The sequence below is a fragment of the Bartonella sp. OD88NMGDW genome, assembly GCF_042193775.1.
Taxonomy (GTDB): domain Bacteria; phylum Pseudomonadota; class Alphaproteobacteria; order Rhizobiales; family Rhizobiaceae; genus Bartonella; species Bartonella grahamii.
Map to the genome: position 1 here is coordinate 38,999 of NZ_JBHIMA010000002.1, position 20,497 is coordinate 59,495.

16 protein-coding genes are annotated in these 20,497 nt (G+C 38.8%); 4 read left to right on the plus strand and 12 right to left on the minus strand.

Annotated elements, in window-relative coordinates; translation table 11 throughout:
• The first annotated feature begins 209 nt into the window (after positions 1-209).
• On the plus strand, positions 210-770 hold the full coding sequence (locus ACFIJR_RS01850; RefSeq protein ID WP_375625417.1) for an SH3 domain-containing protein: 561 nt from the start codon (positions 210-212) through the stop codon (positions 768-770).
• A 46-nt stretch (positions 771-816) separates the two neighbouring features.
• Here ACFIJR_RS01850 and irrA read toward each other — a convergent pair whose 3' ends face one another.
• Positions 817-1,329, minus strand: coding sequence for an iron response transcriptional regulator IrrA (irrA, locus tag ACFIJR_RS01855; protein ID WP_273787458.1), 513 nt, complete (start codon positions 1,327-1,329; stop codon positions 817-819).
• A 231-nt stretch (positions 1,330-1,560) separates the two neighbouring features.
• On the opposite strand from irrA, the gene fabA reads away from it, so the two are divergent.
• From fabA to fabI, 3 genes are read left to right on the plus strand one after another with little or no spacing between them, the layout of a single operon-like run.
• Positions 1,561-2,070: a 3-hydroxyacyl-[acyl-carrier-protein] dehydratase FabA gene (fabA, locus tag ACFIJR_RS01860; protein ID WP_375625418.1), complete on the plus strand. Its 510-nt coding sequence runs from the start codon at positions 1,561-1,563 to the stop codon at positions 2,068-2,070.
• Positions 2,071-2,127: 57 nt separating this feature from the next.
• On the plus strand, positions 2,128-3,348 hold the full coding sequence (fabB, locus tag ACFIJR_RS01865; RefSeq protein WP_375619287.1) for a beta-ketoacyl-ACP synthase I: 1,221 nt from the start codon (positions 2,128-2,130) through the stop codon (positions 3,346-3,348).
• A 48-nt stretch (positions 3,349-3,396) separates the two neighbouring features.
• Positions 3,397-4,215 (plus strand): enoyl-ACP reductase FabI, encoded by an 819-nt coding sequence (fabI, locus tag ACFIJR_RS01870; RefSeq protein ID WP_273787460.1) that lies wholly within the window; start codon positions 3,397-3,399, stop codon positions 4,213-4,215.
• Between the two features lie 1,886 nt (positions 4,216-6,101).
• Here the strand turns inward: fabI and gpsA are convergent.
• The 11 genes from gpsA to acnA all read right to left on the minus strand — a co-directional run bounded on the left by gpsA (position 6,102) and on the right by acnA (position 20,294).
• Positions 6,102-7,109 (minus strand): NAD(P)H-dependent glycerol-3-phosphate dehydrogenase, encoded by a 1,008-nt coding sequence (gpsA, locus tag ACFIJR_RS01875; protein ID WP_375625419.1) that lies wholly within the window; start codon positions 7,107-7,109, stop codon positions 6,102-6,104.
• 399 nt (positions 7,110-7,508) lie between these two features.
• Positions 7,509-8,000, minus strand: a complete 492-nt coding sequence (gene cyoD, locus ACFIJR_RS01880) for a cytochrome o ubiquinol oxidase subunit IV (RefSeq protein ID WP_375626263.1) — start codon at positions 7,998-8,000, stop codon at positions 7,509-7,511.
• Entirely contained in the window at positions 8,000-8,668 is a 669-nt protein-coding gene (locus tag ACFIJR_RS01885; RefSeq protein WP_375619284.1) for a cytochrome (ubi)quinol oxidase subunit III, read from the minus strand. The genes cyoD and ACFIJR_RS01885 overlap by 1 nt, the downstream gene beginning before the upstream one ends.
• Complete coding sequence (gene cyoB, locus ACFIJR_RS01890; protein ID WP_273787464.1) at positions 8,665-10,683, minus strand: cytochrome o ubiquinol oxidase subunit I; 2,019 nt, start codon at positions 10,681-10,683, stop codon at positions 8,665-8,667. Before cyoB ends, ACFIJR_RS01885 begins: the two co-directional genes overlap by 4 nt.
• A gap of 75 nt (positions 10,684-10,758) precedes the next feature.
• Positions 10,759-11,730: a ubiquinol oxidase subunit II gene (gene cyoA, locus ACFIJR_RS01895; protein WP_375653356.1), complete on the minus strand. Its 972-nt coding sequence runs from the start codon at positions 11,728-11,730 to the stop codon at positions 10,759-10,761.
• 130 nt (positions 11,731-11,860) lie between these two features.
• A complete protein-coding gene (gene aroQ, locus ACFIJR_RS01900) occupies positions 11,861-12,313 on the minus strand; it encodes a type II 3-dehydroquinate dehydratase (protein ID WP_375625423.1) in 453 nt (150 codons plus the stop codon).
• A 55-nt stretch (positions 12,314-12,368) separates the two neighbouring features.
• Positions 12,369-13,502, minus strand: coding sequence for a DNA replication/repair protein RecF (gene recF / locus ACFIJR_RS01905; protein WP_375625424.1), 1,134 nt, complete (start codon positions 13,500-13,502; stop codon positions 12,369-12,371).
• Positions 13,503-13,522: 20 nt separating this feature from the next.
• Entirely contained in the window at positions 13,523-14,644 is a 1,122-nt protein-coding gene (gene dnaN, locus ACFIJR_RS01910) for a DNA polymerase III subunit beta (RefSeq protein WP_375651634.1), read from the minus strand.
• Positions 14,645-14,830: 186 nt separating this feature from the next.
• On the minus strand, positions 14,831-16,402 hold the full coding sequence (gene dnaA, locus ACFIJR_RS01915) for a chromosomal replication initiator protein DnaA (RefSeq protein WP_375653359.1): 1,572 nt from the start codon (positions 16,400-16,402) through the stop codon (positions 14,831-14,833).
• A gap of 700 nt (positions 16,403-17,102) precedes the next feature.
• Complete coding sequence (gene rpsT, locus ACFIJR_RS01920) at positions 17,103-17,369, minus strand: 30S ribosomal protein S20 (RefSeq protein ID WP_012754537.1); 267 nt, start codon at positions 17,367-17,369, stop codon at positions 17,103-17,105.
• Between the two features lie 237 nt (positions 17,370-17,606).
• The gene (acnA, locus tag ACFIJR_RS01925) at positions 17,607-20,294 is read right to left on the minus strand and encodes an aconitate hydratase AcnA (RefSeq protein ID WP_375626254.1); all 2,688 of its coding nucleotides are present in this window, start codon (positions 20,292-20,294) and stop codon (positions 17,607-17,609) included.
• Positions 20,295-20,497: the final 203 nt, after the last annotated feature.

The following is a 20,497-nucleotide window of genomic DNA, read 5'->3' on the forward strand; positions in this document are numbered from 1 at the left end:
AGCTGCATAAAAATCCAGTGTTTATTTATATTTATCCCCTTATAAACAAGATAAGCACTAAAAAATACAAACTTTTGTTTTCCTTATTTTGCTATTCTCGTAACAATTTTTTCATTGTTTAGATCTCTTTAACGAGCGATATGTCATAATTTTAGTCTTATATTTCAGATTTTAAATTTCCAATATATGACGAAATAAAGGAGTTCAGTGTGCAAAATTCTCGTTGGTTTCGCGTTTCAATGCTCGCATCATGTATCTTAATAGCAACAGTCATTGTATTGGGTTCACCTCATTTGTTGCACGCACAAACATTTAATCAAAATTTAGGGCCCAGTGGTTTACCACTTCCGCGATTTGCTTCGATTAAACCCACCAGCGTTAATGTGCGCGTCGGACCAGGAAGCAACTATTCTATCATTTTTACCTACAAAAAGAAGGGCTTGCCTATTGAAATCATTCAAGAATATGATCAATGGCGCAAAATTCGTGATGCAGAAGGCGATGAGGGGTGGGTGTATCAATCGCTTTTATCGGGAAAGCGAACTGCTATAACTATTCCATGGCAAAAAGATAAAACAAAAAGGCTGATGCTCCGAAAAAACCCCACCGAAAACGCAGAGCTTGTGGCAGAAGTAGAACCTAATGTCATTGGCAATATCCGCCAATGTGATGGACAATGGTGCGAACTAAACATTAATAATACGCGCGGATGGCTTCAGCAACCCCAGTTATGGGGAATCTATCCTGATGAAAAAGTAAAAGGTTGGTGAATGCTCAAACTCATCAAATTTAATTTTTATTCCTCATTGAATATCCTCACTGCCTATCACAAGATTGATTTTTGGGTTTTAATCGTACGATCAAATCAACATGTGAAATTTCCATACCTTCTGGTGGCTTAGGCAAATTTCTAATAATGGGAGCTTCTTCCAAATTGTAAGGAATATCAAGAATACGATTTTCGCCTTCTATATAAAAATGGTAGTGATCAGAGGTATTGGTATCAAACCAAGTTTTTGAGCCTTCTACGGCAATAATCCGTAACAATCCCGCTTCCGTAAATTGATGAAGCGTATTATAAACCGTTGCTAAAGATACAGGCACACCTGCCCTCCCCGCTTCCTCATAGAGCTCTTCAGCAGTAATATGACGATTTCCTTGAGAAAAAATCATATGCGCAAGTTCCAACCGCTGACGTGTTGGACGCAAACCATTCTGACGCAAACGTTTTTCTAACATAGAAATGGAATAATATTGCACAATTTTTCCACACTCTTTTGTGAACTGTTGCTCTTCATTCATATCTAAATCGTCTGCACTCACTGACATATTACAAACCCAAATATATTCCTGCTAAATAAGATCAAAATACAAAAAAATGGGAATAGTATGGTGTAATCTTGTATTCCATTTTTAAATAATTACCTGTGTAGAATACATAAAAAAGGCCTTTTGTCATTAAAAATGATATAAAATCATTTCCCTCTCTTTAAAATTTGCTCTAAAAGTAGGTTGGGAAAAGCGCAGAAATAAAAATATATGCAAATAAATGGAGTAACAATGGCTGAACAAAAGTCTCGCTACACTTATGAAGAGCTTCTAAGCTGCGCTCGCGGCGAAATGTTTGGTAAAGGTAATGCGCAATTGCCAGCACCGCCAATGTTAATGATTCATCGAATCACTCAAATTAGTGAAACTGATGGTAAATACGATAAAGGAATGGTTCGCGCCGAATTTGACATTACACCAGACCTGTGGTTCTTTAATTGTCACTTTATAGGCGATCCCGTCATGCCAGGATGTCTCGGACTGGATGGTATGTGGCAATTGACAGGATTTTTTCTTGGTTGGCTAGGCGAACCAGGAAAAGGAAGAGCGATATCAACAGGTGAAGTAAAGTTATCAGGGATGGTAACTCCACAAACCAAAATTCTTGAATATGAAATAGATTTTAAGCGTATTCGGCGTGGAAATTTAGTCTTAGGAATAGCTGATGGGTGGCTAAAAGCAGATGGAGAGACTATTTATAAGGCGAGTGATTTACGCGTTGCTTTATTCAAAGAAGATTGAACGTTATTTCCGTCAGAAAGAACTTTTCACTATTCTGTATGGAACGAGGAGGTATGAATGCGTCGAGTTGTTGTAACTGGAATGGGAATTGTCTCCGCGATTGGAAATGGACCTGAAGCTGTTTTAACCAGTTTACGTGAAGCAAAATCCGGAATTTCTTACGCACCTCAATATGCCGAATTAGGCTTTCGTAGCAGAGTTTACGGCAAACCTGATATTAATATAGAAGAACTCGTAGATCGACGTGCTCTACGTTTTCATGGGCGTGGAACAGCATGGAATCACATCGCCATGGATCAGGCAATTGCTGATGCGGGTCTAGAACCGCATGAAGTATCGAATGAACACACGGGTATTATTATGGGTTCTGGAGGTGCTTCAACTCAGTCAATCGTTGAGGCTGCTGATATTACACGCCAAAAAGGTCCAAAACGCATCGGTCCTTTTGTTGTGCCTAAAGTGATGAGTTCCACGGCATCCGCAACACTTGCAACTTTTTTTAAAATTAAGGGCGTAAACTATTCAATCTCTTCCGCATGTGCTACATCCAATCATTGTATCGGCAATGCTTATGAAACAATCCAATATGGAAAACAAGATCGCATTTTTGCTGGTGGTTGCGAAGATCTGGATTGGACATTATCTGTTTTATTCGATGCTATGGGTGCTATGTCCAGCAAATATAATGATGTACCAGAAAAAGCTTCGCGTGCTTATGACGCTAATCGTGATGGATTTGTTATTGCTGGTGGCGCTGGCGTTTTGGTTCTTGAAGAACTAGAAGTCGCTAAAGCGCGTGGTGCAAAAATCTATGGAGAAATTGTTGGTTATGGCGCTACATCCGATGGATACGATATGGTCTCTCCGTCGGGTGAGGGAGCAGAACGGTGCATGCGCATGGCACTTGCGACCGTCAAAAATAAGATTGATTATATCAATCCCCATGCAACAGCAACACCTGTTGGTGATCCTCCTGAAATAGAAGCGATCCGCCGTATCTTCGGAGCAGGTGATCAATGCCCGCCAATTTCTGCCACAAAATCTCTGACTGGTCATTCCTTGGGTGCAGCTGGTGTTCAAGAAGCAATCTACACACTGTTAATGATGCAGCATAATTTTATTTGTGAAAGTGCCCATATTGAAGAACTTGATCCAGCTTTTGCTGATATGCCAATCGTTCGTAAACGACGTGATCATCAACAACTGAATACCGTATTGTCAAATACTTTTGGCTTTGGCGGTACCAATGCAACGCTTGTTTTCCAACGCTATGAATAAACACACGTTCTTAGTAATTGAAAAAAGTACGGTCTTACGGAGAATAATATGAAAGGTTTGATGGAGGGCAAACGTGGCCTTATTATGGGGATTGCGAATGACCATTCAATTGCTTGGGGCATTGCCTGTCAGCTCGCACAAGCAGGAGCTGAATTAGCATTGACTTATCAAGGGAATGCTTTTGGAAAACGTGTTCAGCCTCTAGCTGATAAACTTGGCTGCAAATTAGTGCTAGAGTGTGATGTTGAAAAAATTGAAAATATTGACTACGTCTTTGAGCAACTTGAAAAAGAATGGAAAACTATTGATTTTATTGTCCATGCCATTGGTTTTTCAGATAAAACTCAGCTAAAAGGACGTTATGTTGATGTTACAACACGTGAAAACTTCCAACGCACGATGGTTATTTCAGCTTATTCCTTTACTGAAATTGCCCAGCGCGCGGGTAGGCTTATGCCCAATGGAGGAACACTTTTAACTCTTACCTACGGTGCTTCACAGCAAGTTGTGCCTAATTATAACATCATGGGTGTTGCTAAAGCAGCTCTAGAAGCTATGGTACGTTATTTAGCAGCGGACTTTGGTCCTCAAAATATTCGTGTCAATGCGATTTCCGCTGGTCCTGTTAGAACTTTAGCAGGTAATGGTATTGCAGCTGCACGTGCAATATTTTCACATCAACGCCGTAATGCCCCATTACGTCGTACCGTAAATATTCATGAAATTGGAAAATCTGCTCTTTATCTACTCTCTGACTTATCATCAGGTGTTACAGGTGAAATCCATTATGTTGATTCAGGCTATAACATCATGTCTATGCCAATACTTGAAGAGCTGAAAAAAAGTGATGATACTCAGGAAGGATAAAAATCATCGCACTTAGAAAAATATGACGTAAGGCACGTGTGCAGGTCTTTATAAGAATAAGTCTAATACAAAACCAGATACCTTGTTTTGCAAAGTGTTTCATAAAAATCCGGAATATTTCTTCAATCCATGGTTGATAAATTTTGTATTTTATGACGTTATTTACCTTACTAAAGCATACGCTTTTGCTGTTGCTTATAAATCAATCCCCAGCCCTCGCAGTGTGAAACAGAGATTAGGGGATTATTAAAATCCTTAGCTTCAGCTTTTGTATACCAGATTGAAAAAAATATTGCCTACCGTTTTATTTATTCTTGAAACGCAAAGGCAATCTAATTTAGGAAGAATATGAAGGCGTAAAGAAATCAATCATTAATCTGACTATTATTCTTTAATGAGGCTTTACAATTTTAAAAGCACCCACACAATATTTTTTTAAATAAGGGAGGTTACGCTTTACCTCACACCTTTATTTTCTCGTTCTTTAATGAAAGCATTTCTCTGATATATCAGGTAAAATAGAACGCCCAAAAACACTACGGCTGTTGCTCCTTCATGCATTTTTTTAAAAGATATCTCTCAATACACGCAATTCCATTTCACAATGGTATCTGTAGAACGTATAAAAATCCCCGTGAAGTACATAAATCCTTTTTGCTCCACCATTTTAATGTTTATAAAAATGACAAACCGACACCATCATTTTACTTGCCATGTTCTAATGTTGAAACACCCCTTGATGCTTGAGATGATTCATTAGAAGTATTTTTAATAATTTTTATCCACATACTAACCCGCTTGTGACAAGCAAACACATATTTTTAATTAATTCAATACAAAAATAAAATGAATTATTCATATAAATCAATTTTTTATCTTTATAATCACATTATTTTTTCAGTTTAAATGACAGCCACAAATAAGTACAATAACATTTTTTCAATTTTAGATTTTCAAATTTATAATTCCAAAAGTCATTTCTTGCATATAAAAAACAGAATTGACATGTGAGAAAATAAAAGGCGTAAACATCTCTACGGAACAGGCTCAAGTGCCAAGAGCTGTCTCAAGGTAGGATGTGTGATGATGCTCGGCTTCCTCCTTCATAAACATAAAGATGGGGACGTGCACAATGGCTTTATCGTTACACTATTTACGGTCACCGTCGCGAATTGGGCTTGGGAGTTTTAAGAGAGGTCTCTTTAAAACAAGCGCGTAAATATACAATAGTAATAGTGTTTTATTTTGGGCGTTCTATTTTACCTGACACATCAAGGTGTGAGGTAATCTCCATTATTTAAAAGATATGCTTTAGATAGCGTAAAACTGAATTTAAAAATGATGGTAGAAATGGAAACTGGTTTTCATCTTTAAAATTTCATCTTCTTCCCAAATTAGATTGTCTTCTTGTTTTAAAGAATTACACAAACAGAGACACACGATATCCCTGCCCCTATCGAGATATAAACGCTGTTACACGCAGCAAATAATATTGAAAATTGGATAATAGCAATGATATTTTTAGCTTATACGTTAATAAATAAGATGCTTCCACCTAATGAGTCTTGTATTATTCTGTTTGCAAATATCATTGTGAGATGAATTTAAGAGAAAATCAAAATATCTTCTTCATTACATTGCATAAATTCATTATATTACATAAACATGTGTAAGTGGAAACGATAATTTATTTTCAAAGAGATAGTTTTTAGACAAAAGCCAAAACTTTTATATTTCATCCATGTTTCATAAAGAATCGAATGATATGAATCTATAATTTCCTAGAATATGACTGTCTTATACAACCATCAATACAATCTATTTTATATGCCTATCATAGCATGTTTCTATTTTTTACAATTGGAATTATTTAAAAAAACAGGATATCATTGTATTTCATCCTTAAGAGTACGGCTTAGTAATGCGTTCGCCGCTTCAGTTATGTTTTTACCACAATAGAGAATTTGATAAATTTGTTCTACAATGGGCATTTCTATCCCAATACGTTGCGCCAACGTATGTACTTCCTTGGTATTTAAGTACCCTTCCACAACCTGACCAATTTGTTTTTCCGCTTCTTTGATATCTACTCCTTTACCAAGAAGTATTCCAAAACGGCGATTACGCGACTGATTATCAGTACATGTCAAAACCAGATCACCTAAGCCTGTCATTCCCATAAATGTGGAAAGCTCAGCACCCATAGCCCCTCCTAAACGACTGATTTCAGCTAGTCCTCGTGTGATGAGAGCTATTCGTGCATTTGCCCCAAATCCCATGCCATCTGATATTCCTGCACCAATAGCAATAACATTTTTAACTGCTCCCCCTAATTGAACGCCAATCATATCTGAACTTTTATAAACTCTAAAACTTTTGTCACAATGAAAAAGTTGCTGCAATTCTTTACCAAACTCAACATCAGAAGCTGCTATCGTCATTGCAGTAGGCCAACCAACAGCTAGTTCTTGAGCAAAAGTTGGTCCAGAAAAAACAGCTAAAGGAATTTTTTCACCTAAAATCTCACGAGCAACCTCTTGTAAGAAACGTCCGGTACCATGTTCTAAACCTTTTGTTGCCCAAATAACACGTGAATGCTGATCTAAATAAGGCTGAATGTTATACAAAACTTGATGAAATACATGGCTTGGAACAGCGATTAATATATTGTGACTTGCTACTATTGCAGTTTCAAGCGAAGCTTCAAGTAATAAATTTTCAGGAAATTGAATATCGGGTAAATATACTTTATTACAACGTTGTTCTTGTAATTCTTTGATATGTTGGGGTTTATATCCCCAAAGTAAAACATTATGACCATTACGGGCAAGAGCAATCGCTAATGCAGTACCAAAAGAACCAGCACCAATAACTGTCATTGCAACGGTTTTCATTAAGTTTTCTGATTATTCTCTAAATTTTTGATTTCAATGGCATATTATTATTACAAATAACTTTAATGCTATCTTTAATATAAATCCTGTAAATCATAAAAACGTTACCGCCTCGTAGCTTTTATCTCACACAACATAAAAACTTGTTTCTCACATTCTCTTTCTTTGTAGTAAATTGTATAAATATCACTTTTTGTATATCCTACAAACAGCTATTTATCTCAAAAATTAAGGCTTGACTAAATACTCCATGGAATTTCTCTTTTAAAATAAAAGTACATTCAAAATCATGATACTCATTCCACTGATATCTTGTACCTACCCCTCTCTTTAATATCCTACGAATTTCTTGTAAGAGCTGATACATGCCGCATCAGCTCCCACAGATATTTCTAACAACTACTCCACAGGAGACTGCGTACTTAGCCCCCCCTGCTCCATAGGCATTTCTGAGCCCTGTATCTTTTCTGGCTGTTTTCTTACGGATATATCTTTGTTTGATAACTGCTCAGATACTGAAGAACCATCTCTACTTGATATTTCCGGTTCAATAACACGTCCTGAACCACCCATCATATTATAATTCAAATGAGAGATAGCCCACCAAGTTCCCCCAATAATAACAAAAACGCAAATAGCAGCAAACCACAATGCGCTTAAATTCCACTTGGCATCTGGACCAGAGTTCAAGTGCAAAAAGAAAACAATTTGTACTATAATCTGAATGATAGCCATCCCAATAAGATACACAACTTTTGTACTAACTGCCCAACTTTCCATCATTCCATACATCACAGGAACAAAAGAACCTAGGGTGAAAAATACAGCCAGAATAAAGCCGACCAAATAGGAACCAGTACTGGGACCATGTGTTTCATTTTGCATGCTCATCACAACGCTCCTAATAGATAAACCATGGTGAAAACACCAACCCATACAATATCAAGTAAATGCCAAAAAATGGAAAGGCATGCTAAACGTGTTTTATTGTTCTGATCCAAGCCATTACGACGAAGATGAAAAAACATCACAACCATCCAAAGAAGACCAACACTTACGTGAAGTCCATGGGTGCCAACCAAAGCAAAAAATGCTGACCAATAAGCAGAGAGAATCTCCCGTCCAAAAAGCTGTAAACCCGTCGCAGGATCAATACCAGCATAAGCATTTGGATCGTAATAAAAGACCTCACCCAAAAGTTCATGAAATTCGTAAAGTTCCATACCAATGAAGCAACACCCAAATACAAAGGTAATAGCCATCCATAAACGCACACCACTGATGTTATTTTTATGTGCTTGTACCATTGTAAAACCATAAGTGACGGATGAAAACAACAAGAAAGCAGTCTCAACCAAAACAAATTTTAAATCAATAAACTCATTGCCCGCCTTACCACCACCATAAGAAGCAGAAAAAACAGCAAAACTTGAAAAAAGTGTCGAAAACAGGATCAAATCTGAGAGAATATAGACCCAAAAACCAAACGTCATTACCGAACTATTATCGTGGTGATGTTCATCCACAGCACTCACTTTATTCATTGTTACTGCACTCATACTGTCACTCCTTGTTCTTTAAGAACAGCTGTAAAGGCATCTTCAGTTTTTTGTACTTCTTCAGCCGGAATATAATAACCATGATGGTCACCTGTTAATGAATGACACACAAGCGTTGCAATAAAACCAATCAAGCCGACCGCAACAAGCCACCAAATATGCCAGACAAGCGCAAAACCAACAACTAATGAGAAAAATCCCGCAATAATTCCAGCCGATGTATTGGACGGCATATGAATTTTTGTAAATCCACTGGTAGGACGTTGATAACCACTTTTCTTCATATTCCAATAAGCATCATCAGACTGTATTTTCGGAACTATTGCAAAATTGTAAGAAGGAGGCGGTGAAGAGATAGACCATTCAAGGGTCCGTGCATCACCCCAAGAATCATTTAATGTTACAGGTAAATGTCCCTTATGTTTGATACCGTACCAAATCGCCAAAACAACTTGCAGCACAAAACAAAGGATACCAAGCAAAATAATAAAAGCACCCAATGCAGCAATCATAAACATCGGTTGCCAACTAGGTTCCATGTAATGCTGGAGACGACGCGTCCCACCCATTAAACCAAGTGCATAGACTGGGAAAAAGGCAAGGTAAAAACCAATGAACCAACACCAGAAAGATGCAATACCCAATGCTCGATTTGGTTTATAACCAAAAACTTTTGGAAACCAAAATGCAATCCCCGCTAAGTACGCAAAAACGACACCACCAATAATTGTATGATGGAAATGCGCTACCAAAAACAACGAATTATGAAACTGCCAATCAGCTGGCACAATAGATAACAAAACACCAGTTAATCCACCACCAACAAATGTAAAAATCATTCCCATGCACCAAAGCATTGGAGGCTCAAAGCGAATCCGCCCCTTATACATAGTTAGCAGCCAATTAAAGACTTTTACACCTGTTGGAACAGCAATAATCATTGTCGCAATACCAAAGAAAGTATTCACAGCTTCACCGCCACCCATTGTGAAGAAATGATGTCCCCAAACAAGAAGCGAAAGAATCAAAATAACCAACATGGCCCATATCATCGAAGTATAACCAAAGAGGCGTTTTGAAGAAAAAGTTGATACAACCTCAGAAACAATTCCAAAAGCAGGAACAACCAAAACATAAACCTCAGGATGACCAAAAACCCAAACATAGTTAATCCATACCATCGGATTTCCGCCACCAACATTAGAAAAGAAATTCATGCCCAAATAACGATCGCATGCCAAGAGTGCAAATGCTACAGTTAAGACAGGGTAAATAACTAAAATAAGGACATTGCTAACAAAAGCGCTCCAACAAAAAACAGGCATTCTCATCATCGTCATCCCAGGAGCACGCATCTTAATCAAAGTCGCAACAAAATTGACCGCCCCCATTGTTGTCGCTATACCAGAAAGTTGAAGTGACCATAAATAATAGTCTACCCCTGTATCTGGACTCGTTTGCAATTCTGTAAAAGGTGGATACATCAACCAGCCACCACGACCAAAATTCCCAACACCTAGGGATATGTTAATCAATATTGCCCCTGCAGCCGTAATCCAAAAACCTAGATTATTTGCAAAGGGAAAAGCAACATCACGCGCACCAATTTGAAGCGGTATAAGATAATTAAAAAGACCAAATAAAATAGGCGTAGCCATGAAAAAAATCATGATAGTGCCATGCGCCGAAAAAATTTGATCAAAATGGTCAGGTGGCAAATAACCTGCACTTTCACTCCCAAGAGCTAAAGCTTGATGTGTTCGCATCATGAGTGCGTCCGCAAAACCGCGAACAAGCATAATAATTCCAAGAACTATGTACATAATGCCTATGCGTTTATGGTCAACAGTTGTAATCCAATTTCGCCATAGAATCCCCCACCACCCAAGTGCTGTTAGAGCAACAACAGCAATTAAACCAACCACAACAATCGCAATACACGTGTATAAAACGATCGGCTCATGTGCAAGTGCATGAAAAGCACCTGCCGTAGGATCTGTAAGTCTTCCAAACATTTCTCAACCCATTTCAAATGAAATTCAAGTTTAAAAGAAACCCTATGTTAAAAGGGCTCTTTCTTTACTGATTCTTTAAATAACATCAGGATCAAATACTGAACATAGTGCACCCCATAGCGTCTGAGCAGCAGCACGTTTCATTAAATCCTCATTACATACCGTATTTTCATCGACACATCGATTAACAACACGATAGTAAAGGCGCTTCTCCACAGGTGCAAAATAACGAACTTCAGCATCTTTTTTCTTCGCAGCAATATCACCCATACGAGGCGCAATAGAAAGTTGACGATAAGATGCACGATCAAGTACTCGACCATTAGCCCGAGCTTTTACAATCCAATCCTCAAAGTCCTGCAAAGACACAGAATGCCACTTAAACCGCATACTCGAAAAACCATCACCACTGTAATTTGCTGAGGTTCCTTTGAATACTCCTTGCTCTTCAGCGACCAAATGCAACTTAGCATTCATCTGCGGCATAGCGTAAAGAACTGTACCCAGTTTGGGGACCCAAAAAGCATTGACAGAATTCTCTGACGTCAATTGCAATAAAACTTGACGCCCTTCAGGTGCATAAATCTCATTAATCGATGCAACACCATATTCAGGATAAATAAAAAGCCATTTCCAATCAAGAGAAACGGCATCTATCTGTAATGGCTTTCCTTCACCTACAACTTCCACTGGGAGAGGATTTGTAGGTTCCAGCTTATAAGTATAATAAGCTGTTAATGAACCTAAAACCATTACAATTACAATTGGAATACCCCACATCAACGCTTCAATTTTATTTGAATGCGCCCAATCAGGAGAATAGTCCGCTTTCATATTCGATGCACGATATTTTATAGCTAAAAATACCACACTCACCATAACTGGGATGACAACACAAAGCATCACCACCACACAAACAACTATCAAAATGAGCTGTTGACGTGCAACATAACCTGATGGCTGTATAACATCAATTTTACAACCAGATAAAAGCAGTGTTCCCCCTAAAATCACAAGCATTTCTAATTGTCGAACAAAGCTTTTCATCTCTATTTACCCCCGTCATATGCACCAAAAATTGTCATAAATATATACCTCGTATTGTACAGATTTGAAAATAATTATCAAGTGAATTCAATGCCTATATTACTCTTATCAAACGCTTATTCTTTACCTATCACAATTTAATTGTTTTGCTTAATTGTTTTGCAATATATTCAAGTGCAAACCAATATCCATCACCTCCACACCCAGTTATGATAGCGTCTACACCTGCAGATGTATAAGAGTAGTGACGAAAAGCTTCACGCTGGTAAATATGAGATAAATGAACTTCTACTTTTGGCCCTGAAAACATTTTTAGGGCATCAAGAAGTGCAACAGATGTGTGACTGTAAGCGGCTGGGTTAATAATCAATCCAGAACTTGCCTCTATTGCTTCTTGTATCCATGCTACCAACTGCCCTTCACAATTACTTTGATAAAAATTTATTATGATATCATTTTTTTTTGCCCATTCTCTGCATCTTTTTTCAATATCTTCCAGAGTCTCAGTTCCATAAATTTCTGGCTCACGTTGACCTAGAAAATTTAAATTAGGACCATTTAAAATCGTTATCATCTCAGACATAGCATGCCTTTTCTTTTAGACCTATCACTTATTAAAAATAATATTTAGCATGTTTTTACGACAATAAAGCCCCATCCTTAATCTCAAAGAATTCTGCGCGTCCTTTTAAGTCATCAAATAAAAGACGATCTGTTCCTGTCATAAATGTTTGTACAGCTAAATCATCAAGAATATCAAATAAAGCAGCACGTCGGTGCGAATCAAGATGAGCAGCCATTTCATCAAGAAGAAGAATGGGGGCTTTTTCCGACATCATACCTGTTAGACGAGCATGACACAAAACTAAACCTGTCAGCAGCGCTTTTTGTTCACCTGTTGAACACGATGTTGCTTCTATATTTTTATCAGCATAAAAAACCTGCAAATCTGCGCGATGTGGTCCTTCTAACGTCCGACCAGCAGCACGGTCCATTGCGCGATTATGCCGTAATCGATCACAAAATTGCTCTTCAACTTCAATTGCTGATATTTCACTAAGAGCTGTTTCCAAAAAACCATCAATTTGCAAAAAAGCTCGTGGAAAAGGTATCTGTGATGGCATTTGTGTAAACATATCATTTAAAAGACGAATAACATCAACACGCGCCGCAGAAATAGCTGTCGCCAGTTCTGCCATCTGCTTTTCTAAAGCATCAAACCAAGCACAATCTTCATTTCCATCTAAAAATAAACGATTACGTGCGCGCATAGCTCTATCATAATCGGCTATGCGGCGCCTATGCAAGGGATCAATCGCCAAAACCATACGATCCAAAAAACTACGGCGCTCAAGCGAAGGACCTGTAAAAAGACCATCCATAGACGGTGTTAGGACACTAATATGACAATAATCTGTTAGGCAATCACCCGACTCATTCACACCATTAATATGGACTTTTCGACTGTTATCGCTAACCTCCAAAGCTGTACCAATCTTTACTTCGCCATAAAGAGCGCATTCAAGACGCGCAAATACAACAAATCCTCCACCGCCACCATCTACAAAGCTAACGTCAGAATAAGCAGCACGCCGCAAACCACGACCAGGAGAAAGAAAAGATAACGCCTCTAAAAGATTCGTCTTACCAGCACCGTTATGGCCGGTAAAAACCACATGCTGACCAGAAAAATGAATATTGAAAAAAGGATAATTGCGATAACGTAAAAGCTTCAGCTGCCTCACTGCCACTTTGTGCACATGACTGGCCATACATTGCAAAACAATTGCCCCTAAACGCGAATAGGCATCAGTACATAGAGCACATCCGCATCATCATTATCACGAATCAGAGCTGGTGCTCCAGCCTCAGCCAACATAAAAACCATCTCGTCACTTGAAAGCTGCCCAGCAATATCCAAAAGATAACGTGAATTAAATCCTATCTCAAGCGGTTCAGATGCATAAGTTACTGATAATTGATCTTCTGCACTGCCCGAATCTGGGCTATTAACAACAAGCCTTAACTGTCCATGCTCAATCGTTAATTTAACTGCACGCCCCCGATCACTTGAAATCGTTGAAACACGATCAACTGCAGAAGAAAAGTCCTGCCTATTAACAATTAATTCTTTATCATTTCCAAGAGGAATAACACGTTGATAATCCGGAAATGTTCCATCAATTAATTTTGATGTAAAAATCACAGAACCTACAGAAAAACGAATCTTTGTCTCTGAAAGCTCTATACATACATCGCTATCATTTTCTTCTGAAAGAAGTTTTTGCAATTCTCCTACAGCTTTACGGGGAACAATAACACCGGGCATTCCCTCAACTCCTGAAGGAGCTTCCATCTCAACTTGTGCCAAACGATGACCATCAGTTGCAACCAAACGCAATTTCAAAACACCATCATTAATAACATGTAAATAAATACCATTAAGATAATAACGGGTTTCTTCAGTAGAAATAGCAAATTGCGTACAATCAAGTAAATGTTTTAAGCTTGATGCCGATAGAGAAAAACGATAACCAAACTGCCCAGGAAGCGACTCTGGAAAATCTGCCTTCGGAAGACATTGAAGCTGAAAATGTGCACAACCCGAAACAACAGACATTGTGCCTGCTTGATTCTCATCGACGGATAAGACAACTTCATTGCTATCAGGAAGTTTTCGAATGATATCATAGAGCAAATATGCTGGAACAGTTGTTGCTCCAGCTTGTTTAACATTAACTGCAAAAGATTCCGTAACCTCTAAATCAAGGTCTGTTGCTTTTAACTGCACACGACCATTTTCTGCATCAATCAGCACATTCGATAAAATAGGAACAGTATTACGGCGCTCTACCACACGGTGAACCCGACCAAGAGACTTGAGAAATTGACTGCGATCAACTGTAATACGCATAAAAGCCCCGTATGATTTACTAAAAACTATAAGAATTCCTTAGCATTAAAATAGATCCTCTTCAAAGAATCGCCTGCTAGACTTTATTAAACCTCTCTTAAAATGGCAAGTCACTCCTGCATAAGAAGAAAATAAATCTTTTCATTAAATTCTTTAAAGTTTCTCCAAAGAAAGAAACGATAAACACTATACAGCCTGTTCTCCAATCAAACGCTTAAGCAATTCAAGTTCCTTAGCCAAGGTCTGATCACCACAAACCAAATCTTCAATTTTACGCACAGCGTGTAAAACTGTTGTATGATCACGTCCACCAAAACGACGCCCAATTTCTGGCAACGAGCGAGGAGTTAATACTTTTGCTAAATACATTGCAACTTGCCGTGGCTTCACAACCGTACGTGTTCGACGATTAGATAACAAGTCCTGTTTAGAAACATTATAATGACGTGCTACCGTACGCTGAATTTCTTCAATCCGAATACGCTTAGGTTCACCAGGACGTGTCAAGTGACCTAATAACTCATCAATCCGCTCTAAAGATAAATCAGACTCAAAAGATTGGCGAAACAAGAGCTGATTAAATGCACCTTCAATATCACGCCCCGACCCTAAAACCGTTTTCGCAATATATTCCAAGATATCATCAGAAATTGATACCATGCCATCATCTTGTTGTGCCACCTTCAACCGCTGGCGCAACATTTGCAAACGCATTTCATAATCTGGTGCTTCAATTTCAAGAGCTACCCCTCCCTGAAGACGAGAACGAACGCGAAGATCAAGCGATTCTAATTCTGCTGGCGGACGATCTGCAGCGACAACAACTTGTTTTGCACTATCAAGCAACATATTAAGCAAATGGCAAAACTCATGTTGTATCGACTTACCCTGCAAAAACTGCATATCATCAATAATCAAAAGGTCGATATCACGAAGCTGCTCTTTAAAAGAAAGAGCATCATTATCACGAATAGCTGTTGCAAAACGCCACATAAAATATTCAGCAGTTAAATAAATAACACGCGCAGACGTTAAACGCTTCAATGCAGAAGCAGCAACTGCTTGAAGCAAATGTGTTTTTCCTAAACCAACAGATGCGTGAATAAAAAGAGGATTAAAACGCAAAGCACTTTTATGCCCCTCCGCAATTGAACGCGCAGCTGCTAAAGCAACACGATTAGAAGCCCCCTCAACAAAACTTTCAAAAGTATAGCGAGAATCAAGTGGAGATCCAAAAACTCCCGTTTGAGAACTCTTAACTGAATGCTCTGCACAACTTTCAACAAAAGATGAAGTCGCTTGCTCCTCTAGCACAGCAGAAGGAACACTTCTTTTACAAACGACGTCTCTTGAAACGCGTTCCATACCACGAACAATAACTTCAACACGAAGAATTGCTGAATTCTCTTGTTTCCATAAATGAGTCAAAAGAGAACCATAGTGATTATTAATCCATGAACGTAAAAAAGCTGTAGGAACAGAAAGCTTTACAAGAGTATGGCTATATTCAGCAAGCTTCACACGTCCAAACCAACTGGTATAAGCCTCAACACCAACCTGCACCTTTAATTGCGCCATAACACGTATAAAAGCCGCCGCACTTTCCTCCTCTGAAACAATAGAATGCCCTATAGAAGCATTTCTACAAACGTCCTCATCACTCTCTGTCATCCTATTCTTTATTATGTTCTCTGCCGACAGGATATTCACCGAAACCCTTTTAAAGGAACTAGCTTTAGAGTTCAATTTATCCACCATCTTTCATCCTGATAAAAATAAAATTCTGTCCTGCCAAACAGCTAAAATAAATCTAGCGAAGGCAAAACGCCCTACCCCAAATAAGATTACTCACCCTCCCCTAGGATAGCCTCATCACAACCCCACTAACAAAGATGACCAATAAGATTTACTTGCACTCATGATATGACCCACCCTTCTAAAATGGTAAACATATCTATTCAGAAAACTAAAAAATCGTCAGAAAACCTCCCCAGCACAAAAGCTTCAAAAAGCCTAAGTCAAAACATCTTGTACTCAACAAAATACAGAACAATGTGCTGGTGTGACCCCTTCATGCTTTTTAGTCTTCATAAGAACCATACAAAACAGCAGAGGTAAAATGCAAGAGGTCAAAATAAAATCAAAAAACCCGAAAAAAATGCTTGTATCAATGAGGAATGAAAAAAATATTGATTCAATTCATTTTTTTTCTCTAAATTTACCAACAATTAAAGAATCTCTTCAGATTTAAAAAAAAAAATAAAATGCTTGACAAAAAAGACTCTGTAAAAATCCACAAAGCTTGTGGATAACCATACCCCTCCTATAAACTTTCTCTCCTTTTTCAAGAGGAGAATCATTATCGATTCTTATTTTCGATAGAAACTTTTTGAAATAATAAACAAAAAGCCAGCATCCTCATGGATACTGGCTTGATTCTCAATAAAGGAGAAAAAGCTTAAACGCTGAGAGCCTTCAAACGTTTAGCTAAACGCGATACTTTCCTCGCAGCAGCATTTTTATGAAAAACTCCTTTAGAAACCGCACGCATAATTTCAGGCTCAAAATTCTTAAATGCAATCTCTGCAGATGCCTTATCACCACCCGCTAAAGCATCATCAAACTTACGTATAAAGGTACGAACGCGCGAACGGCGGGCCCTATTAACCTGTGTGCGCGCCGCAACCTTGCGCACCGCTTTTCGAGCAGAAGGTGTATTCGCCATAAATATAATCTCTCTTTCAACACCTTGGTAAAATGAGTCTAAAGAACAACTCTACCAATATAAATAAATTCAACCCAAGCAAAACTATAAAGCTGCCTATAACTGTGTGGCTTATAGCGCAATCCCAAAGCTAACGTCAATTAGATTTTCAAAGATAGTCATAAAAAAACGAAGCCAAACTCTTTGATCCGCAGCTTTATAGCTTAATAATAGACATTCCTTAACAAATAAAAGAATTTAAACGGCTAACTTACGCAAGACATATTGCAAAATCCCCCCATGATGCAAATAATCTAGCTCATCTTCAGTATCAATACGGCATAATAACGGAGCGGTTTTTATCGTACCATCAGAAAAAGTAATTTTCGCTACTGTCTTTTGACGAGGTTTCAAGTTATGAATTCCTTCAATTGTCACCTTTTCATCTCCCTTTAAGCCTAAAGATGTCCAACTTACACCCTCCTCAAAGACAAAGGGAACAATGCCCATACCAACAAGATTAGAGCGATGAATCCTTTCAAAAGACTGTACAATCACTGCTTTTATACCAAGAAGATTGGTGCCTTTGGCTGCCCAATCGCGCGATGATCCATTGCCATATTCAATACCAGCAAAAACAACGAGTGGAGTACCTTCTTGTTTATACGCCATTGCCGCATCGTAAATGGCTTGTTCTACCGCTGACGGATAATGAACCGTATAACCTCCTTCTCGACCATTTTCTCCCAACATGAAATTACGAATGCGAATATTGGCAAAGGTCCCACGCACCATAACTTCGTGATTCCCACGACGCGTTCCATACTGATTAAAATCAGCCACTTTAACACCATGATCCATTAAATATTTTCCGGCAGGAGAAGCTGCTTTAATAGAACCAGCAGGAGAAATATGATCCGTCGTGATTTTATCACCAAATAAACCTAAAATCCGTGCATCTTTAATATCTGGTAAGATATCAGGTGTTTTCTGCATATCATCGAAATAAGGTGGATTGCGTACATAGGTGGATTGCTCATCCCAAGAATAGGTAGAACCCGTAGGAATCTGAACTTTTTGCCAATTTTCATCTCCCTTAAAAACATCTGCATACTTTTCAGCAAAAACCTTACGCGTGACATTTTTTTCGATGAATTCCTGTATTTCTTGAGAAGTTGGCCAAATATCTCTCAAATAAATGGGTTGGCCATTTGAATCTTCACCAAGAGGTTCCTTGGTTAAATCTTTACACACCGTCCCGATGAGCGCATGTGCAACAACTAACGGTGGTGAAGCTAAATAATTCGCTTGCACATCAGGGGAAACACGCCCTTCAAAATTACGATTTCCTGAAAGAACTGCAGATGCAACTATACCATTGTCATTAATCGTTTTGGAAATAGCTGGATGCAAAGGACCAGAATTCCCAATACATGTTGTGCACCCAAATCCTACTAAGTTAAATCCTAATGCATCTAAATCTTTTTGCAGACCCGAATTTTGAAGGTAAGCTTCAACGACTTGTGAACCAGGTGCAAGAGAAGTTTTTACCCATGGCTTGCTCTTGAGACCTTTTGCCACAGCATTTCGTGCCAAAAGACCCGCTGCAATAAGAACACTTGGATTCGATGTATTCGTACACGACGTAATCGCAGCGATCACCACATCACCGTGACCAAGCGTATATTCTTCACCCTCGACCTGATAACGCTTATCTTGTTCAGAAGTCTTCTTATAGTCTTCGACCAATGCCTTCTCAAAACCCTGCCCAACGTTTTCCAATGCAATACGTCCTTCAGGACGTTTAGGACCAGCCATAGAAGGAACAACAGTTCCCATATCCAATTCAATTGTATCACTAAAAATGGGATGAGCCACCATTTCGTCATGCCACATCCCTTGTGCTTTGGTGTAAGCTTCTACTAAGGCAATCCGATTTTCATCACGTCCTGTCATATTGAGATAACGCACTGTCTCCTTATCAATTGGGAAAAAACCACACGTCGCTCCATATTCAGGTGCCATATTTCCAATCGTTGCCCGATCAGCAAGCGTCATCTGCTCCAAACCAGGACCAAAAAACTCAACAAATTTACCGACAACACCCTTCCGGCGTAGCATTTGAGTCACCGTCAATACGAGATCGGTGGCTGTTACACCTTCTTTAAGTTTACCTGTTAGACGAAAACCAATCACTTCAGGTAACAACATAGAAACAGGTTGACCTAACATTGCTGCTTCTGCTTCAATACCACCAACACCCCAACCTAAAACCCCTAAACCATTCACCATAGTCGTATGCGAATCAGTTCCCACACAGGTGTCAGGATAAATCGTCTCACAACCCTCTTCATTCTTCATCCATACACATTGTGCTAAATATTCTAGGTTAACCTGATGACAAATCCCTGTTCCTGGAGGAACAACGCGAAAATTTTGAAAGGCTTGCTGCCCCCATTTAAGGAAACGATAGCGTTCACCATTGCGTTCATATTCATGCTCAACGTTTTCCTTAAAAGCCATGGAATTGCCAAAAGCATCAACAATAACTGAGTGATCAATGATGAGATCAACGGGAATGAGAGGATTGATTTTTTCAGCGTTACCGCCAAGTTTAACCATAGCATCACGCATTGCAGAAAGATCAACAACTGCTGGAACACCTGTAAAATCCTGCATAAGAACACGTGCAGGACGGTAAGCAATTTCTGCCCCAGCGCTCCCTTTGTCGTTTAACCACTTAGCAACATTGAGGACATCCTCTTTTTTAACTGTGCGACCATCTTCAAATCGCAATAAATTTTCGAGAATAACTTTCATCGAAAACGGTAAACGAGAAACACCTTCAAGCCCATTCTTCTCCGCTTCGATCAAGCTATAATAAGTATATTCTTTGCCACCAACATTTAATACTCTGCGACAATTAAAGCTATCAATTTGAGTCATGACTGTCCACCCTCATACTATAACCACCCAATTTCCAGGAATGAACAACACAAACTACGATTCAAGGTCGCAGCTTGAGCGCAGACGCTATCACCTCCGCTATCCATTTCCCCCTCCACCTCTCATAGGCAAATGCGGAAATCAGCGCCAGAAACCATTTTACACCAGATATTGATGTAAGGTATCCCTTATAGAACTATTTC

Bases quoted from the DNA above. Each gene is read 5' to 3' on its own strand.
- irrA (WP_273787458.1), bottom strand. From the start codon at position 1,329: ATGTCAGTGAGTGCAGACGATTTAGATATGAATGAAGAGCAACAGTTC.
- fabA (WP_375625418.1), top strand. From the start codon at position 1,561: ATGGCTGAACAAAAGTCTCGCTACACTTATGAAGAGCTTCTAAGCTGC.
- fabB (WP_375619287.1), top strand. From the start codon at position 2,128: ATGCGTCGAGTTGTTGTAACTGGAATGGGAATTGTCTCCGCGATTGGA.
- fabI (WP_273787460.1), top strand. From the start codon at position 3,397: ATGAAAGGTTTGATGGAGGGCAAACGTGGCCTTATTATGGGGATTGCG.
- gpsA (WP_375625419.1), bottom strand. From the start codon at position 7,109: ATGAAAACCGTTGCAATGACAGTTATTGGTGCTGGTTCTTTTGGTACT.
- cyoD (WP_375626263.1), bottom strand. From the start codon at position 8,000: ATGAGCATGCAAAATGAAACACATGGTCCCAGTACTGGTTCCTATTTG.
- ACFIJR_RS01885 (WP_375619284.1), bottom strand. From the start codon at position 8,668: ATGAGTGCAGTAACAATGAATAAAGTGAGTGCTGTGGATGAACATCAC.
- cyoB (WP_273787464.1), bottom strand. From the start codon at position 10,683: ATGTTTGGAAGACTTACAGATCCTACGGCAGGTGCTTTTCATGCACTT.
- cyoA (WP_375653356.1), bottom strand. From the start codon at position 11,730: ATGAAAAGCTTTGTTCGACAATTAGAAATGCTTGTGATTTTAGGGGGA.
- aroQ (WP_375625423.1), bottom strand. From the start codon at position 12,313: ATGTCTGAGATGATAACGATTTTAAATGGTCCTAATTTAAATTTTCTA.
- recF (WP_375625424.1), bottom strand. From the start codon at position 13,502: ATGGCCAGTCATGTGCACAAAGTGGCAGTGAGGCAGCTGAAGCTTTTA.
- dnaN (WP_375651634.1), bottom strand. From the start codon at position 14,644: ATGCGTATTACAGTTGATCGCAGTCAATTTCTCAAGTCTCTTGGTCGG.
- dnaA (WP_375653359.1), bottom strand. From the start codon at position 16,402: ATGGTGGATAAATTGAACTCTAAAGCTAGTTCCTTTAAAAGGGTTTCG.
- rpsT (WP_012754537.1), bottom strand. From the start codon at position 17,369: ATGGCGAATACACCTTCTGCTCGAAAAGCGGTGCGCAAGGTTGCGGCG.
- acnA (WP_375626254.1), bottom strand. From the start codon at position 20,294: ATGACTCAAATTGATAGCTTTAATTGTCGCAGAGTATTAAATGTTGGT.